14 protein-coding genes are annotated in these 17,159 nt (G+C 48.1%); 8 read left to right on the forward strand and 6 right to left on the reverse strand.

Going from position 1 to position 17,159, the window contains the following annotated elements:
- Positions 1-115: 115 nt before the first annotated feature.
- Both thrC and QT987_RS05555 read right to left on the reverse strand, forming a co-directional pair.
- Positions 116-1,414 carry a threonine synthase gene (gene thrC, locus QT987_RS05550; protein ID WP_333238003.1) on the reverse strand — a complete coding sequence of 433 codons (1,299 nt, stop codon included), beginning with the start codon at positions 1,412-1,414 and terminating at the stop codon, positions 116-118.
- A 490-nt stretch (positions 1,415-1,904) separates the two neighbouring features.
- Positions 1,905-2,165 (reverse strand): MoaD/ThiS family protein, encoded by a 261-nt coding sequence (locus tag QT987_RS05555; protein WP_333238006.1) that lies wholly within the window; start codon positions 2,163-2,165, stop codon positions 1,905-1,907.
- Between the two features lie 494 nt (positions 2,166-2,659).
- Here QT987_RS05555 and QT987_RS05560 point away from each other — a divergent pair, with 494 nt between their 5' ends.
- Entirely contained in the window at positions 2,660-2,947 is a 288-nt protein-coding gene (locus QT987_RS05560) for a hypothetical protein (protein ID WP_333238009.1), read from the forward strand.
- A gap of 420 nt (positions 2,948-3,367) precedes the next feature.
- Here QT987_RS05560 and QT987_RS05565 read toward each other — a convergent pair whose 3' ends face one another.
- The 3 genes from QT987_RS05565 to QT987_RS05575 form a co-directional block, all read right to left on the reverse strand.
- Complete coding sequence (locus QT987_RS05565) at positions 3,368-3,490, reverse strand: hypothetical protein (protein WP_333104963.1); 123 nt, start codon at positions 3,488-3,490, stop codon at positions 3,368-3,370.
- Positions 3,487-4,863, reverse strand: coding sequence for a cytochrome P450 (locus QT987_RS05570; RefSeq protein ID WP_333238011.1), 1,377 nt, complete (start codon positions 4,861-4,863; stop codon positions 3,487-3,489). Before QT987_RS05570 ends, QT987_RS05565 begins: the two co-directional genes overlap by 4 nt.
- Before the next feature lie 138 nt (positions 4,864-5,001).
- Positions 5,002-5,607 (reverse strand): hypothetical protein, encoded by a 606-nt coding sequence (locus QT987_RS05575; RefSeq protein WP_333238013.1) that lies wholly within the window; start codon positions 5,605-5,607, stop codon positions 5,002-5,004.
- A 681-nt stretch (positions 5,608-6,288) separates the two neighbouring features.
- Between QT987_RS05575 and QT987_RS05580 the strand changes: the two genes are divergently transcribed.
- The 5 genes from QT987_RS05580 (at position 6,289) to QT987_RS05600 (ending at position 12,311) form a co-directional block, all read left to right on the forward strand.
- A complete protein-coding gene (locus tag QT987_RS05580; RefSeq protein ID WP_333238015.1) occupies positions 6,289-6,897 on the forward strand; it encodes a COP23 domain-containing protein in 609 nt (202 codons plus the stop codon).
- Positions 6,898-7,162: 265 nt separating this feature from the next.
- A complete protein-coding gene (locus QT987_RS05585; RefSeq protein WP_333238017.1) occupies positions 7,163-7,483 on the forward strand; it encodes a hypothetical protein in 321 nt (106 codons plus the stop codon).
- Between the two features lie 321 nt (positions 7,484-7,804).
- Positions 7,805-9,028 carry a COP23 domain-containing protein gene (locus tag QT987_RS05590; protein ID WP_333054773.1) on the forward strand — a complete coding sequence of 408 codons (1,224 nt, stop codon included), beginning with the start codon at positions 7,805-7,807 and terminating at the stop codon, positions 9,026-9,028.
- A gap of 328 nt (positions 9,029-9,356) precedes the next feature.
- The gene (locus QT987_RS05595; protein ID WP_333238020.1) at positions 9,357-11,570 is read left to right on the forward strand and encodes a phosphoketolase; all 2,214 of its coding nucleotides are present in this window, start codon (positions 9,357-9,359) and stop codon (positions 11,568-11,570) included.
- Between the two features lie 150 nt (positions 11,571-11,720).
- Positions 11,721-12,311: a Uma2 family endonuclease gene (locus QT987_RS05600; protein ID WP_333238023.1), complete on the forward strand. Its 591-nt coding sequence runs from the start codon at positions 11,721-11,723 to the stop codon at positions 12,309-12,311.
- Positions 12,312-12,866: 555 nt separating this feature from the next.
- Here QT987_RS05600 and QT987_RS05605 read toward each other — a convergent pair.
- Positions 12,867-13,685: a methyltransferase domain-containing protein gene (locus QT987_RS05605; protein ID WP_333238025.1), complete on the reverse strand. Its 819-nt coding sequence runs from the start codon at positions 13,683-13,685 to the stop codon at positions 12,867-12,869.
- Between the two features lie 363 nt (positions 13,686-14,048).
- On the opposite strand from QT987_RS05605, the gene QT987_RS05610 reads away from it, so the two are divergent.
- Together QT987_RS05610 and QT987_RS05615 are read left to right on the forward strand one after the other, a co-directional pair.
- The gene (locus tag QT987_RS05610) at positions 14,049-14,720 is read left to right on the forward strand and encodes a response regulator transcription factor (RefSeq protein WP_333238028.1); all 672 of its coding nucleotides are present in this window, start codon (positions 14,049-14,051) and stop codon (positions 14,718-14,720) included.
- A 95-nt stretch (positions 14,721-14,815) separates the two neighbouring features.
- Positions 14,816-16,747, forward strand: a complete 1,932-nt coding sequence (locus tag QT987_RS05615) for a CHASE2 domain-containing protein (RefSeq protein ID WP_333238030.1) — start codon at positions 14,816-14,818, stop codon at positions 16,745-16,747.
- Positions 16,748-17,159 lie beyond the last annotated feature (412 nt).

Here is a 17,159-nt window from a genome sequence, read left to right on the forward strand (position 1 = left end):
AACTAATAACTAATGACTAATGACTGATGACTATTAATCAGTAGTCCTCAGTCAGTAGTCAACAGCTTAATAACTAATAACTAATGACTAATGACTGATGACTAATGACTATTTATTAAACCGAAACTTGTTGCCATTCTAGGCGTTCGAGCGTGCGGGCGCGTTCTAGGGCGCGCTCGAATGCTTCTAGTTTCGGTTCGAGGGTGATGGGTTCGCCGATGTAGCCTTGAACTGCTTCTTGCGTTTTCAAACCGTTGCCGGTGATGTAAACGACTGTGGTTTCATCGGGATTGATTTTACCTGCTTCTACGAGTTTCTTCAAGACTGCGATTGTGGTGCCGCCTGCGGTTTCAGTGAATATGCCTTCAGTTTCTGCTAGCAGTTTCATGCCTTCGATGATTTCGGTGTCGCTGACGGATTCAATGTTGCCGCCTGTTTTGCGGGCGATTTCCAAGGCGTACATACCGTCGGCTGGATTGCCGATCGCGATCGACTTAGCAATTGTATTCGGTTTCACCGGTTTGACGAAATCACGGCCTTCGCGGAAGGCTTGGGCGATGGGGGAACAGCCGTCAGCTTGGGCACCGCTGAATCTGACTTTCTTTTCGTCCACTAAACCGACTTCGATGAATTCATTAAAGCCTTTGTAAATCTTTGTGAACAAAGAGCCGGAGGCGAGGGGAGCGACGATGTGATCGGGCAATTGCCAGCCTAGCTGTTCGGCAACTTCGTAACCGAGGGTTTTTGAGCCTTCGGAATAGTAGGGACGCAAGTTGATATTGACAAATCCCCAGCCATGTGTATTGGCGACTTCGCAACAGAGACGGTTAACTTGATCGTAGTTGCCGTGAACTGCCATGACAGTTGGATTGTAAATCAGAGTGCCGAGGACTTTGCCTGCTTCTAAGTCGGAGGGGATGAAGACTACGCAGTCGAGTCCGGCGTGGGCGGCGATCGCAGCCGTAGAGTTAGCTAAATTGCCGGTGCTGGCACAGGATACCGTTGTGAAACCCAATTCTCTCGCTCTGCTGAGGGCGACTGACACCACTCTGTCTTTAAAGCTGAGAGTGGGCATATTGACGGCATCGTTTTTAATATAAAGATTTTTTAGACCGAGGCGGCGCGCCAAGCGGTGGGATTTTAATAGAGGAGTCATCCCCGTGCCGACATCGATGACGTTATCTGTAGCGACTGGTAAAAATGCGCGGTAGCGCCAGATCGAGTTGGGGCCGGCTGCGATGGTTTGGCGAGTGACGCTGCGGCGGATGGCGTCGTAGTCGTACTTGACTTCAAGCGGGCCAAAACAGCAATCGCAGACGTGCTTGGCTTGGAGTTCGTACTCTTCGCCGCATTCTTTACATTTGAGGGCTGTGAAGGTTGCTGCTGTGGATTGTGTTCTGGTGGCCTGGGTCATAGCTCAACTCTCTAGTTTTGCGATGTTTTCTTAGTCTTGTGCAAGATTAACACGGTCAATTTACCTCGTCAACCATACCCGATTTTTTTAGTCGGGATTGATTTTTCAATTAAACAGTGGTGTATTTAACTTTGATATTTGGGCGGGCGGGACGCCCAGACCACAAGGATTTGAGTTGTTTTCAGGATCGGGTTCTTAATCCAGATTTTCAGGCCCGCACGCCAGCCCGATCGAGATCAAGGATGATTTGCCGACGAAATTGTTACAAAACTTAATAAATCTTTTTTTGGCTAAGAATTGGGCAGTCGTGCGATCGAACACAACTACAAAACCTCGAATTTTTGATTAACTGAGATGTTGCACGATTCTCGCTTAACAGGCTTTCCGGCCTGTTCCACAAGAAAATTCACTCTTTGTGGAACAGGCCGGAAAGCCTGTTCATAAATAGCTTATTGAGAATGGTGCAACATTTCAGATGAACCAACTTAGCCTACCCGCCGCTGACGGGAGGGATGAGTACAACTTCGTCGCCGTCTTGGAGGATGGTGTCGGGGGGGACGAATTCCATGTTGAGGCCGAAGCGGGTGCGATCGCGCCATTGTTCTAATTGAGGATATTGGGCGATCGAGCTTTCGAGCACTTGAGACACTGGGGTTTCGGGAGGAAGTTCTAATGTAAGTTCCGAAACGCCGTAGGCTTCACCGAAGGCGGCGAACAGTTTAACGGTGATGGTAATCGAAGAGTTAGACACGGCTGTTGAGTGCGATCGACGGTTTGGCAATTATCAACTACACCATACAATTAATTAGTAATTAGGCGCACCGAGGCTTAGAATTGAAAGCGGCAACCTCTAGTTAAGTTTTACCCCATCGGGTAAAGATGATAGTTGATTGCAGCAAAAACTCTTAACAGGATTGTATGCCGATCGCTCTCACCAACCAGGCGTTAGAAGCAGTTGGCATCCACTTAGATGCAGCTAGCTAAGGTCTAGTTGGCTGCTGTTGAGGCTAATGCGAGAATATTTTTTGAGGATGCGGTATAGATACTTTACGGTAATTGTGGGAGAGTACAAAAAGCTCGCACTACATTTAGCAGGCAACAACGCAGACAAGGCCCTGCCAACCCGCTTTTCCTGACAAAAAATCAGGTTATAAAGTGTGGCTTGGGATAGTCAAACCTTTGCCATGCTTAGCAAGCTAGCCGTTCTATCTAAGAAGAATACTGAAGTTAACGCGATAGAGATATATGGCAAGTAACGATTTTAAAGTGCTTCAGATTATTGAAGCTAAAGGCTGGTATGCCTTTGGGAGTACCAAGCAAAACCAGCACGTTGAGAGATGGGTAAGACCTGTCGTGTGTTGGGTTTTAATAGAAGATAAAAAAAAGCGACGGGTTGTGACAGCTACCGCTAGCTATCAAATCCAGATTGACGACAAAGAAGTCGAGTTTTTTGCCCACGAAAGCGAAATTCAAGATATGGAGAGTCTCCCGAAGTCTGTCTCGGTGTCAGAATTTCTGAAAACAGAAGATTGAGAGAAGGGCCAAAGGAGATAATTTAACAAGTTATTAATTATTCCTTAGTGATTCCTTAAACTTGCTGTCGGATTCTATTGGAATTAGAGGGAGAAGCTCTACATTGGGGAGAGGGGCAGAGGGGGACAGGGGGAGAATTTATATTTTTGCCTTGCCTTCTGCATCTTGTCTCCAATGCCTGAAGTAGCCCAAAAAATAAAGAGGCCGGAAGATTGGTGGCAATGCCAACACGCTTCCGACCTTGCTGAATAACAGGGTATGCATATGTTTTTAAAGTATGGCAGGGATGCTTTTGAGATATCAAGAGGACTATTGCAATCACCCACTTTTGCTTTCAGGCTGTGTTTGCGAGGCTCCTATTATTTTAGACTGAGAATTTGAAAATTGAGAGGGGGGAGGCTTACAGGTTAAGGATTCTAGCTATTTATCTGTAGCGGGTGCTACAAAAAATGGTGGCATTGGCGGACGATCGCACATTCTCGCTAAATTGTTTGCACTCAAAGCAGAAAGTTCGATCGCCCGCTGCAACTGCTGCGACTTCAAACCCCAGTAGCAACAGGTTCAGGCTTCGGCTGCGGCATCCGCCGCCCCAGCAGTGCCATCCGCACGCCGCCAGCCGGCCCTAAAGTCACCCCTCGGCGTTTGGCCTGTACGGGCTTTTTCTCGGCCAATACAAGGTCGAAATTCCGCAAAATTGTTGCCAACACGAGTTTCATCTCCAACTGTGCCAGCGCCAAGCCGATACAGCGGCGGCTGCCACCTCCAAAGGGCAAATACTCATAAGGCGAGAATTGCCTCTCCAAAAACCGTTCCGGTTTAAATTGCAGGGGTTCTGGATACAAATCCTCCCGTCTGTGGGTCAAATAAATCGAGGCGATGACAACCGTGCCCGGTTCGAGTTGATATCCCATCAGTTCCACGGGCGTGAGAACTTCTCGCGAAAACGTCAGCATTGCCACGGGGTAAATTCGCAGCGTCTCCTGACAAACAGCACTCAGGTAAGGTAAGCGGAAAATCTCCATCGGGTCGGGATTTTCCCCCAAACTGTCCAATTCTTGCAGCAACTTCTGGCGCACCGAGGGCAAACTGTGAATCCAGTAAAACGCCCAAGCTAGGGCCGTTGCTGTGGTTTCGTGGCCGGCCAGCAGCAGCGTCATCAACTCGTCGCGCAATTCTTCCTTCGTCATTGGTTGCCCGTTTTCGTCGCGCGCGGCCATCATTAAGCTGAGAATGTCGGTGCGGCTGGTGTCTGGTTGCTGTCTGCGTTCTTCAATTTCCGCGTCGATGAGTGCGTCAACTTTCCGCTGCCGCTGTTTCATGCGTCCCCAAGGACTCCAAGAGCCCCAATCTTGCTGCATCCAGCCGAAAAACAGTATGCTCGATCGCAGGGGAGAGTTGGTCATATCGACGACTGAGGCAAGTAAGGGCCTGAGTGCTTGTAACCGCGGCCCGTCATCCATGCCGAAGACAGCCTGCAAGATTACCCGCATGGTGACTTCCTGCATGGCGCTGCGGGCCACAAAAGGTCGATCGACCGACCACTTGCTGGCAACATCTTGAGCAATATCGCAAATTAGTTGGCCGTAATTCCGCATCCGTTCGCCGTGAAAGGGCGGCATCAATAATTGGCGCCGGCGTTTGTGCCTTTCTCCTGAGAGGAGAAACATGGATTGTTCTCCCAGCAAGGGTTTGAGGAGGCTGTTCAGGCGGCCTGGAGCGTGAAACGCGTTGCTGTTGAGCATCTCCTGGACAGCTTGGGGGTGGCGGATCATCACCAATGGTTTCCCCTTGTTCAGTTGAGCGGTGAAAATGTCGCCGTATTGTTTGGCACATTTATCCATGAATGTCAGGGGATCGCCGATCCATTGAATTAGCTGCACAAGGGGTGGATCTGTGGGGCCGTTAGGTAGTGTCATAGGAATTACCGGGGTTTGGGTCACAGGACTTAGCAGTATCAAAAAACTTCAAAGGGTTTGAAGGTTTATTCAATCCCTCCCAACCCTTGTTTTTAAGGGGAGAATTGTGTAATTCCCATCTCCAATAATTTTAATAGCTTATTCTCGAACTGTGCTCAAAATATTCTCTCCAAGCTCTGTAAAACGAACAGTTTTGATTTGCCAAGGAGCATAACTGGTTAAAGTTTGGCGCACGCCCCCGAACAAACCTAACATTTGACAACTCGACAGATTTTGCAATTTCTGCCGCGAATTTCCGGAGGCTCGCAGATCCACGGTAGCTATTCCGAGGTCGCGATCGATCTTGAGGCGATAGCCAGCCAAACCAAGACTATCGAAAATCTGCTGCTTTAACACTTCATTAACCGCCGATGACATTAACTGGTTCTCTGGGCCTGTAACTGTTTCCGGGTTCAGAGTTTGACACAAATTATCTACCTTATAAACCGTAACGGTGGCAGTATTTTCTGAGAGGTCAGCACTGCCTAAAACAGAGGCAACAGAGTTAGAAGGCTGCGTGAATTGACTCGATCGAGCCTCAATTTGATTTCCCGTTAGCTGTAGGTGTTGGAATTGAGTGGCGCTTGCTGAGAGTTGGCTCTGGTTTTCGGTTGAGGTAGCTGCATCGGAGCTAGAACAACTGCTACCGCCCATCAAAATTAACCAAAGGCCTAAATATCCTAACGGTTTGCAGATACGGTTCATAGTTTTTAATACTTTACTAAACGTCAGTGTATGGAGGGTGAATTTTGGTGGTAGAAAGCACTTAGACCCTGATTACACTCACTTAGAAGTATTTCCCGCAGTACGGAGATGAAAACAAGTTAAGAGTTCTTGTTAATACGTGGATTTTAGTGTTAGATCAGATAAGAGGGGTTTTGCCCCTCGCTGGTGTGACCCAGCAGTTTACCTGTCTCAGCAGATCAAGCTTGCGACCCAGCTCGTAAGTAATATCAAATACCTTGTCAGTGGTGTGATGTACCGTTCCAACTCGATCCCTTCCAAGGTCTGAGGTTAAAAGCCTCTTTCCGGTTGGTAAAAGCCTGAGTTTGATTAGTAGTAATGAGGACAGAATTCCGACTGGCGCGCGCATTTTAAGCTCGGCTTCGGATCGCTTTTTTAACAGCGCCGAAATCGCGGTTAGAGGGAACGTGCAAGTCGCGAACAATATCAAAACTTACGCATCAAGAGCAAAAAAACCGGGTTTTTTAACCAGGCATAACGGCTGCAACGAAGTGTTTTCGTAAAAAAAACGGGTTTCTGGTCAAGTCGCGAATAACATTATTCCGAAGTCAGCGGATCTTTAATGAACAGGCGCGTCAAGAGGGTTATCTCAGCATTCGGTGATTTTTGTCCCGAATCCTCTAAATAAAGAGTGGACATATCATGAAAAAGCAATTATTGACAAAAGTTTTGGCGGCAACAGCTTGCGCCCTCAGTGGCCTGACGGTTGCTTCTGGACCGAGTTACGGTCGGCGAGCACCGGGGGAAAGTGGATTTTGGTGCAATACCTCGACCGGTGCGCCGGTGACGGTGTACAAAAACCCTAAAGGTGCCGTAGAGCCTTGGATTGAGTGGACTTCCGATTATTTCTCCAGTTCTGGCTACGATCCGGCAACTCGGTGCCAATTAGTGAGTCAACGCCTCGAAATCTATCGCCGCCAACGAATGCTTAAGTACATTACTGCGGGCCAAATGAACGGCCAGAACGTCATCTGCACGGCGAATCAAGTCAATGGGCGGTGTCAAAATTTGATTTATACCCTCAGACCCGGCCAAGACCCGATCGGCTCTTTGTATAATTTGTTGGCTTGGCGCCAAGGATATGTCGGGATGCCGTCTTTTGATGAAACCAGTAAAATTCCTTACATTGATGTCAGCGAAAAGCTAGGGGAAAACACTGCCGATAGCGCGCAACTGCCCCCTTTTCCCCACCGTTCGGACAGCCTTAAAGATTGGCAAATTTTCCATCCCATCACCAATTCCAAGGATTGAGGTGGAAAAGTTGGGGCGTCATTCGATTTTAGATTTTAGATTTTAGATTTTGGATTTTGGAGGCGACCCCACGGATAAATTCGGGGGCTTGAGGATTTTAGATTTTAGATTTTGGATTGATTCCACGGATCAAGCCGGGGGCTTGTACCATCAAGAAATTCTTGGTCAAACAGCGGTACGCATCCCGACCGGAATATCTTCTGGTTCCGGGACGATCGTCCGGCAGCAGGGCCAAACCTATACGGTGCTCACTAACTAGCAGGTTGTGGCGATCGGACTTGTCACCGACGACGGCCTCCTCCACCCACTGCTAGGAGTTCTGAGGCGGCTGGGCAATACCGATCGGGCGATCGTTATGTTTCGCAGCGCGATCGAGTATAAAATAGCACTATTCAGCCTTGAACCCGGAGCGGTGTCTGAGCCAGTGTTGGCAGTCGGCTTTCCTGCGGGTGCTGAGGTTGGGAGTTTCGCTGACCACGAATTTCAAAGGTGGTACCCGCCACGTGATTTATCTCGCGCAAGTCAATCCCAAATCGAAAATCGAAAATCCTCAAGAAAGAGCATTTATCCGTGGGGTCGCCTCTAAAATCTAAAATCTAAAATCTAAAATCGATTGACGCGGGCTTCGTTTCGGTGCCGCTACCCCAATCTTTGCCTCAAGGTTATAGGTTGGGCTATACAAATGAGGTAAAATCGGTATGAGTGGCGACCCGATTTTTAATGCCAAAGGTTTCTTGATTGGGATTAACTGTAGGGGCAAGTATCGAGATCCAAATTTTTGCGTTTATGCTTTTGAAGAGGGAAGTGAACCAACAGCGGAATTATCGGAAAAAATGGTTAAATCCAGTTGGGGAATTCCAATTAGTATATATTGGCAGTTCGCCTCGTTTCATCTAGGGAGTTATCGATGAATGTGTGGAGTTTGCGGTTTGACGCGCTGACAATCATCTTGACAGGTGCATTAACAGTGACGGCGCTTGTCAGTCAACAATATGCTGCCTGTGCCAAAACAGCCGAAGAAATTGCCCAGCTAGCGACCTTGACAACTGTGGAAGTCAACAATACGCTGGGTTTTTTTGCTAGTGGTTCGGGAGTAATTATTGCCAAACAGGGTAATATTTACACTGTTTTGACAGCTAATCATGTAGTGGCAAGCCTCGCTCAAAAATACAGCATTCGCACTCATTTAGAGAAGGATTATGCTGCGATTAGAATACAGCGCCTACCGAAAAATGACACGGATATAGACTTGGCTTTGATCCAGTTTCAGAGCCGAGAACAGTATCCAGTAGCACCAATGGGCGAGTCAGAACGTGCTGTTGTTGGTTCTGCTATTTACGTTTCTGGCTATCCGCTGCCAATTTCGGGAGTTGAACGAAAACTTGAGTTTACTACTGGTATCATCTCTTCTCGCTTGGGCAGCGCCTCATCAGGGTATCGTCTGCGCTACCAAGCTGTAACCAGGCGCGGGATGAGCGGCGGGCCTGTATTTAATGCTGATGGCAGGGTAATAGGAATTCACGGTCAGGGGGATACTGTTGGCACAATTAGAAGTCAGTGGAACGGTCAGATTGAGGAGATAAAAACGGGGTTAAATGCGGCAATCCCGATCGATGCTTTTATGGCATTGCTTTCACAAAACAAGCGTAACGGCTGGGACATTCTCAGCAATCTTTCTCTCAGCAGCGCCTCGGATCAAAACCAGCCGAATCGGAGTTATGGAGGATTTGTATGCGATACCTCCACGGGCGAGCCGGTGACTGTGTATCAAAATCCGCAAGGGTTCAGGGAGCCTTGGATTCGCTGGAATTCTAATTTCTTTTCTAGTTCTGGCTACGATCCTTTAACTCGCTGCCAACAAGTGACTCAGCGCCTTGAGAATTATAACCGAAATAAACAGCTAAATTATGTGACGGTGGGTATAGTAAATAACCAGAAAGCGATTTGCACGACTAGCCGCGTTAATGGGCCTTGCGAAGGTTTGATCTACACGCTGCGCCGCGATCAAGATCCGACTCCTGCACTTAGCAGTTTTTTTGTTTGGCTGCGGAATCAAAAAGCTGTGCCTTCTCTTTCTGAAAGCGGTACTGTGCTGTATATCGATGTGCGGGAACGGCTGGAACAATTTTAGATTGGCGATTTGAGATTTGAGAGGGATTAGTAATGGGTAAACACAGAACCCGGATTTATTAAAAAACTCCGGGTTCTCAAACAACTACTTATTAGCTGAAAATTTGAGAGATTTTACTTATTTATCACTGACATAAGCTGTCGCGCATTTAAATTGCATATTCGAGGCGGGCGGGACGCTCAACCCCTACTCCCCACAAGACTTTGATTGTTTTTTGACAGACAATTTAAAGGCCGCAACAGCTTAATAGAACTCATGATTTTTTGGAACACGGAAGCTATAAAATTACTATTATATTAATCCAATTCAAATTTTTCCGGTATCAAGCATGACAGCAACTACCCCGCAGGCAACGTCAACAACGCCCGCTTTTTGCGAAGGCATTCAATATTTTTCTGAAACAGTCCCTGGTTTTGATACTTATGGGAAAACACCTGCGATCGCCGAGGGGAGCAAGTCGATCGCCGATCCTGCCGATCCCGTCGCCGTCTTTCAAACGATGCTGGGAGCAGACGCGCTGCGCTACCTGACGCTGCAAGTCACCGCCAGCAAGGCATCGGGACATCCGGGGGGTTTTGCTAGCCAAGCTGAGGCCTATGCCGCTTTGGTGATGCTCGGACACAAGAACATTGTCACCGAAGTCGGCCATCACGCGCCGGGATTTTACAGTGCCATGTTTCTCGATCGATCTTTGGAGGATATGGGAATTTTCAACGTGCAGCAAGTACGCGATAAATTCCGAGAAAAAGACGGTTTGTTAGGACATCTTTCCGGTTTCATTCCCGGCCTTTTAGCACCGGCCGGCCCCCTCGGACAAGGGCAGCATTTCGCAATGGCTGGAGCGCTTTTGCACCGCGAAAAACTGTTTGCTTTCACAATGGGCGACGGCGGCATGGGCGAACCCTATCCGATGAGCAGTATGGCGCATTTCCACACTGCTTATCCGAGTGTTACTAACTTTTTCCCTGTGTTGGTTTGGAACGGATATTCTCAGGAACATCACAGCATGGTTTCGACTAAAACTAATGCTGAAATGATTGCTTATTGGCAAGGGAACGGTTTTGAAGAAGTTATCTTAGTTGATGCTAAGGAATTTGACGATAAAAATCAACCGGAAGATTATGTGGACAGCACTGCTTTTTCGCTCGAACAGCGGATGGCATTTACCAAAGCTGTTTTACAAGGAGTAGACAAAGCGGCAAAATCTGCTCTCGGTGGCAAATTAACTGCGTTTATTATCAAACAGTTAAAAGGTGCCGGCGTCCACGCGCGCGGAGCAAAATCTCACAACCTTTATCCGAAAGATACGCTGGATGCTCCGCACATTGTCAGTGCTTTAAAAGAGCGCGCTTTAACTGCTGCTGCTTGGCAATTGGTGCGGACAAATTGCGAGCGTGCGGGCGGCGGGCCGGCGGCGAAAACAGTTGTTACTGAGTTTACATTGCCGCTGGCAGATTTAGGCGAATTGCCTTTAGAAGAATTTGCAGTTGGGGGAGAAGCGAAGATTTCGACAACAGCAATGGGACGTTTGGTAGGGAAAGTCGGCGAGTGCGATCGTACTTTTCTTGTGACTAATGCTGACGGCAATGAAGCATCGGCAATTGCCAATATCAACCAAGCTCTAAAGATTATCCACCCAACGACAGATGACCTGTACAATCAATCGCCCAACGGTCAAGTTTACGAACCTTTGAGCGAAGATGCTTGCGCTGGTTTAGCGGTAGGTTTATCGCTATTTGGAGCGCGGAGTTTGTGGTGTTCCTACGAATCTTTTGCCATCAACGGTTTACCAATTTGGCAAACTGTAACCCAAGCAATGGCAGAATTGCGCCGTCCAACTCCGGCAACTGTCACTTTATTTACAGCGGGTGCATTGGAACAAGGCCGCAACGGTTGGACGCACCAACGGCCGGAAATTGAGGCTTATTTTGCGGCGATGATGCGGAACGGAAATGTGTTTCCTTTGTTTCCACCGGATGCTAACAGCATTCAAGCTTGTTACGAGTGGGCTTTGACTGCTAAAAATAAGGGAGTTGTGATTACTGCGAGCAAGTCGCCACTGCCAATTCGCACTACTTTTGAACAGACTCGCCAAGGTTTGCAAGACGGTGCAATAGTGCTGCACGAAATAGCAGGAGATAAGACAGTTGTGTTTGCAGTTGTCGGCGACATGACGTTAATGCCAGTGTTTGAAGCGGCGGCATTTTTGGAAACAGAAGGGATTGGAGTGCGGATTGTTTCTGTTGTGAATCCCCGGCGTTTGTATCGTGCTAGCGATGTTGCTTGGGATACTTGTTCGGAAGCTGACGGCGGCTTTTTGAGCGATGAGAAATTTGCAGAAATGTTTGGCGGAGATGCTTTGATTGGCGTGACAGGCGGTGCTTCTGGGATGTTGGAACCTGTGATGCTACGGAGCAATTGCAAGCGGGATACTTTCGCCTGGAAGCGGGGGGAAACTACTGCTAGTGCTGGTCAGTTGATGGCGTTTAATGGGTTGACTGCTGAGGCGTTGACTAAAAGGGCGATCGAGCTAGTTCATTAGACATCTCCAATAATTATTGTGGAACAGGCATCCTGCCTGTTCAAAGCTTGCTTTTCTAGAGATGTCTATTAAGCTAGAATGTGAGTGAATGCCCCTGCCTGGTTTGTGCTGGGTAGGGGCTAGTAATATTCAAATAGGATGGTGATACCTATGACAGCACAACTTTTAGAAGAAATAGGTACGCTTGCAGAACAGCGATTGATTCTCCCCGGTTATTATACTTGGGAGCAATTTGAGGATCTCGAATCTTTGATGGCCGACTCTCCGGGTTTGCGGATAACTTATCTTGATGGGTGGATCGAGTTTATGACACTGGGTGAAGCACATGAGACAATCAGTTGTCTTCTTAATTTTTTGCTACAACTCTACTTTTGTGAAAGGGGAATTGAATATATTCCTGTAGGAAGCGCAACTCGCAGAGACCGGGCAAGAGATGTATCCTTTGAACCAGACGAGTCTTATTATATAGGTTCAAGAAAAGAGCATCCCGATTTAGCCGTTGAAGTAACGATGACTAGCGGTAGCACCAATAAACTAGCTAAATATCTGCGACTTCGCATTCCTGAAGTCTGGTTTTGGGAAAATAATCAGTTGGCTGTGTATGGGTTGCGGGAGGATAATTATGAGCAAGTTTCCAGAAGTGAGTTGCTGCCGGAATTGGATTTAGAATTACTGGTGCGTTGCGTTTTAATGTCTTCAAGGATTGAGGCCAGGACAGAGTTTCTTAATGGGGTTAGGTAAGTGGGTTGAATGCTGAGGAGTTGGTAAAAAGTGCGATCGTCTGCGAGGGTTTCGCTAACGACTTGATTGGTTAAGCTAAAATGTGACAGAGAACCATTGACTCTCACAAACAGCCTTTGCGCGATCGGCTCCAACGATTGGTTCGACTGGTATGTGTAAAGTTACTAAATTATTCCTATCTCTCTTCCTTCATCTGCGTGAATCTGCGTCAATCCATTGTTATATGCGGTAAAAAATTCTCTTTTTTTCACTGCCGATGAGGGCAGATAAACACAGATTAAACTGTTGCGCGTTTAAATTGCATATTCGGGACAGGCTAGAAGCCCATCCCACAATAATTTGAGTGATTTTTGACACACAATTTAAATGGAGAACAGCTTAACGCAGATGAATTAGATAAATTATAGTGGCACCGTCTGTGATTGTTGACTATTGACTCGATTTTACGCCCGACGCTGAAGCGCGGATTTGATTTGTTAGCTGGGAATTTAGCAAGAGTGCTAGAGGTTTTGCTGCGGCAGAATATCAATGTTTTGTGAAAAACCTGTCTTAATTTTATTGATTTTTTCCCCCGCACGCCATCAACCAAAAACTCATCATTGATCGATCGCCCGCAGCGACAAACTCATCCCGCGAAACCATATAGCTGGCTATTTCCGACTCTGAAATCAGCCCTTGTTTGACCATTTGCAAAATGGGCCCGGAGTCAAGCAAAGGTTGAAACGCCTTAATTCCGATGATATCGCTGTGGCTGACAACCGCTTCTAAATCAACGCTACCAAACCCAGCTTCTTTGAGAATGCGGCACAGCTTTCTCCCGATCGATAAATCGCCGCCCCGCGACGCCATCACCTGCTTGAATTTCTCGCGGACAATCTCGACTGACAACGGTGGATTTGTCAGCCAAAACATATCCGCGTCGCTATCGATAATCACCAGTTTTCCCCCAGGCTTCAAGATGCGGAATATTTCTCTAGCTGCTGCGACGGGATCGGGAAGGTGAACGAACAGCAAACGGGCGATCGCAAAATCGAAAGTGTTAGCCACCAAACCAGTATCCGCAACCGATGCTTGGACGTGATTTACTTGATCGCCCCCTTTATCCTGCAAATATGCTACTGCTTTTTCGTGCAGTACCGGGTCAATTTCTACCGCTGTTACCGAACTGTTTGGCAGCAATTCTAACAGTTTTTCGGTGAAAAATCCAGGCCCGCTACCTGCTTCCAAAACATTCATCCCGTCGGCTAAACCGAACCACTTTAAATTGCGCGCTTCCTTTTCCCAACTGAGGAGAACTTGAGCTTTTAACCGTTGAATTTCTGCGTCAAGTTCCAGATTGTACGTGTTTGCTTGATACGAACCTTCTGCTGGCATGAAATTATCCTTATTCTTACTAGGATACCAGGATTATAATAGAAATATAATCAAATCTCCGATCGAGTTATCTGTGCGTAAGATCGTTTCCGGTGGCATGGGAATGATTTAACCACAGAGGACGCAGAGAACGCAGAGTTCGAGAAGAGAGAGATGAATACAGGACGATGAAGTGCGGATTTTGCAACACAATCATCAGAATTGCGCTAAAGCGCAATTCTCGTTGCCGACATCCACAACTACATTTGGCGGACAGATGCAGGACGGAAACCCGGTAATTCCTCTATTGTAAGAAGATGACGGATTACCTAAACTAAAGATGCTGATTTTCCCGCATCCCTTACTATTTTTATTTTATGCACTATGCCCAAAACTCTAGCTCAATCTGAAAAACGAACCTTTTTAGTTGTGGATGACCATGCGATGGTGTTAGGTGGCACGCTTAACATTCTGAAGCAAGAATATCCAGAGGCAGACATTCTGACGGCTTCGACGGCTCAGGCAGCCCTTGAGCAAATAGCGCAGAGAACCCCGGATTTGGTGATTGTGGATCTGGTGATGCCAGAGACGATCGGCTCCATAGCGCAAGCGAATTCAGGGCTTCAACTCCTCAAAACGTTGATGGATAAGTATCCGAGTCTGAATATTGTGGTGCAGAGTGCCCATGTTCGGACTTTAGTTTGGCTGAAACCGTCGATCGACAATCACATGGGCGGCTTCACAGTTGTCGATAAGAGCCACCCGATCAAAGACTTGCTGGCAATGGTTGATTGGGCGCTGCACGAGCGGATTTCTACACCCAGAGAGATCCGCAATGGGCTCCAACTCAAACCCGCCTGGATGCAGGTGTTGCAATTTGCTTTTCACGAGAGCTTGCAGGATACTGCGATCGCCAAACGGATGAATGTTTCTGAACGCACTGTGCAGTGTTACTGGAGTAAGATTCGAGATGTGCTAGATGTGCATACCGAAAATGACAAAAATCTGCGGATTCAAACGGAAGTGCGAGCTAGGGAACAAGGATTGATTGATTAGGCCTCGACCGAATACCAAGTCCAGAACAGGCAAGATGCCTGTTCCACAAGAATTATTGGAGATGTCTATTATTGAAGCCCGATCGAGAACAAGCAGTGAAAGCAGATATCTCGACTTGGCGGCGCGGCTCGCTTCCAGGGTTGATGGTGATTGTCGCTGTGATGATGGCTAGATTGAGCGGTGCGCTTCAGTTTTGGGAGTTGGTTGCGTTCGATCGATTTCTGCGGCTGCGTCCCCCTGAGCCAATGGATGAACGGATTGTAATTGTCGGCATCACTGAGGAGGATATTCAACGCGCTAGAACTTATCCGATTCCCGATCGCGATATTGCAGATTTACTCAAACGCTTGCAGGCCTATCAACCGATCGCGATCGGGCTGGATATTGTCCGCGATATTCCGGTTGAACCGGGTAATGCTGAACTGACATCGGTGTTTCGCAGCAGCAAGAATACGATCGGAGTGGAGATTGCACTGCCCGATCGCAGTGGCTTTACCGTCGCACCTCCGCCCGCGCTACCACCCGAACAGGTTGGCTTTGCAGATTTCGTACTCGATGCGGATGGCTACCAGCGTCGCAGTTTATTGGGCACTAACAACGATCGACAGGAATACCGTTTTTCCTTCGCAATCCGGCTGGCACAACTCTATTTAGCAACCCGAGGAATTAAGTTAGGTAATGGAATTCGCGATCGGGAGGCGAAGCGCTTTGGCAGCATTGAATTGACCAGAGTGCAGTCAAACTCTGGCGGATATGTGGGGGCGGATGCAGGCGGGAACCAAATTTTGCTGAATGTTCGCAGCGGGACAATGCCGTTTCGCCTGCTTTCTCTCTCGCAAATCAAATCGGGACAGGTCAACCCGGATTGGATTCGAGGCAAAATTGTGCTGATTGGGATGATGTCTTTTAGCGCGAAGGATTTGGCAAGTTCAGGTGCGATCGCAGGTATCAATCCCGGACGGATTTACGGAGTCGAAATGCAGGCCCACGAAACCAGCCAGATGATTAGCGCGGTGCTCGATCGGCGACCGTTGCTTCAGGTTTGGGGGGAGGGCTGGGAAACGCTCTGGATTGCGGTCTGGGGACTCTTGGGGATGAGTTTGGGACAATTTCTGCGATCGCCCTGGAAAATTGTGATCGGGCTCTTAATCGCTAGTATTACCCCGATCGCGCTCTGTTACTGGTTCATTCTTTTGGGATGGTGGGTGCCAATCGTACCTGTATTGCTCGTACTCGTGTTGAATGGGGTTGGGTTGACGGCAGCGTTATTTTATCGCCACGAACAGGAACTCCGACTGCGCTTGGAGGAACGTCAATTTGCGATCGAACAAACTTTTAATGCGATTCATAGCGGGCCTTTACAAACATTAGTGGTGATTTTGAGAACAGTTGGGGAGCAAGATCCGCCGCCGCCGTTTCTACCGGAGTTGCAACGCTTGAATCAAGAATTGCGGGCAGTTTACGGCTCAGTGCAGCGAGAAGCGATCGCCGATGAACCGCATTTGCGAATGGGAAGTGCGATCGAATTAGCCCTGCAGGCTCCACTGCATGAATTGCTCTACAAAGTCTATTGCAACACGTTAGAACAAGAACTGCCTTACCTCAAAACGCTCAAATTCAAAATTGTGCAGTTCGATCCTTTGAACACCTCGCATCTGCGGTTGGAACACAAGCGAGCACTCTGCCGCTTTCTGGAAGAAGCGCTCTGCAATGTGGGGAAACACGCGATCGAAGCCACTCGCTTGACCGTAATTTGCACTCAGGAGGGCGATCGGCAGGTGATTCGGGTGGCGGATAATGGTAGGGGGAAACCGTCTCAGTCAGAAACGCTTAGCTTGGCCCAAATCGATCGAGACAGGGAAACAACCGAAGAGCCAAACCCTAAACTTCAACCTTCAGGATTAGGAACCCAGCTTGCAAAGAACTTAGCCAAACAGTTAGGCGGAGCATTTCGGCGCTACCCGAATCAACCGAAGGGGATGGTGTGCGAGTTAACCTGGTCAGCAAAACGGCGGTGGTTCTGGTAATTGGTTGGGTTCACCCTTGTCAAATCGTTTATGAACGGGCAAGATGCCAGTTCCACAAGAAATTCACTCTTTGTGGAACGGGCATCTTGCCCGTTCTTGAGAATGGTTCAAGAGCTCAGATATAACGATCGACAACACGGCAACTCTGGATACGGCAATGCCCAAAGCGTGTCAACTTAAGCTGTCAGTCCACCCAGTCCTCCCGCCCACCCGGCAGTCCGCCAGGGAATGAATTCCCTGTCTCATAGCGAAAGTCCTCTCAAAGAGGACTGAAGAACTCATTAGTCGTCTTCAGACGACTTTCGCTTTGAGGCAGGGGTTTAAACCCCTGCCGGACTGCCGGACTGAGGGTTTGCCCTTAAGCTGACACCAATAAGTAGGTAAACAAAATTAATTGCCGACTGAGTTGACT

The organism is Microcoleus sp. SVA1B4 (assembly GCF_036700545.1).
Taxonomy (GTDB): domain Bacteria; phylum Cyanobacteriota; class Cyanobacteriia; order Cyanobacteriales; family Microcoleaceae; genus Microcoleus.

Excerpts from the sequence above, each read along its gene's own strand:
- QT987_RS05600 (WP_333238023.1), top strand. The coding sequence starts at position 11,721 with ATGACAGCACAACTTTTAGAAGAAATAGGTACGCTTGCAGAACAGCGA.
- QT987_RS05580 (WP_333238015.1), top strand. The coding sequence starts at position 6,289 with ATGAAAAAGCAATTATTGACAAAAGTTTTGGCGGCAACAGCTTGCGCC.
- QT987_RS05575 (WP_333238013.1), bottom strand. The coding sequence starts at position 5,607 with ATGAACCGTATCTGCAAACCGTTAGGATATTTAGGCCTTTGGTTAATT.
- thrC (WP_333238003.1), bottom strand. The coding sequence starts at position 1,414 with ATGACCCAGGCCACCAGAACACAATCCACAGCAGCAACCTTCACAGCC.
- QT987_RS05610 (WP_333238028.1), top strand. The coding sequence starts at position 14,049 with ATGCCCAAAACTCTAGCTCAATCTGAAAAACGAACCTTTTTAGTTGTG.
- QT987_RS05570 (WP_333238011.1), bottom strand. The coding sequence starts at position 4,863 with ATGACACTACCTAACGGCCCCACAGATCCACCCCTTGTGCAGCTAATT.
- QT987_RS05595 (WP_333238020.1), top strand. The coding sequence starts at position 9,357 with ATGACAGCAACTACCCCGCAGGCAACGTCAACAACGCCCGCTTTTTGC.
- QT987_RS05590 (WP_333054773.1), top strand. The coding sequence starts at position 7,805 with ATGAATGTGTGGAGTTTGCGGTTTGACGCGCTGACAATCATCTTGACA.
- QT987_RS05605 (WP_333238025.1), bottom strand. The coding sequence starts at position 13,685 with ATGCCAGCAGAAGGTTCGTATCAAGCAAACACGTACAATCTGGAACTT.
- QT987_RS05560 (WP_333238009.1), top strand. The coding sequence starts at position 2,660 with ATGGCAAGTAACGATTTTAAAGTGCTTCAGATTATTGAAGCTAAAGGC.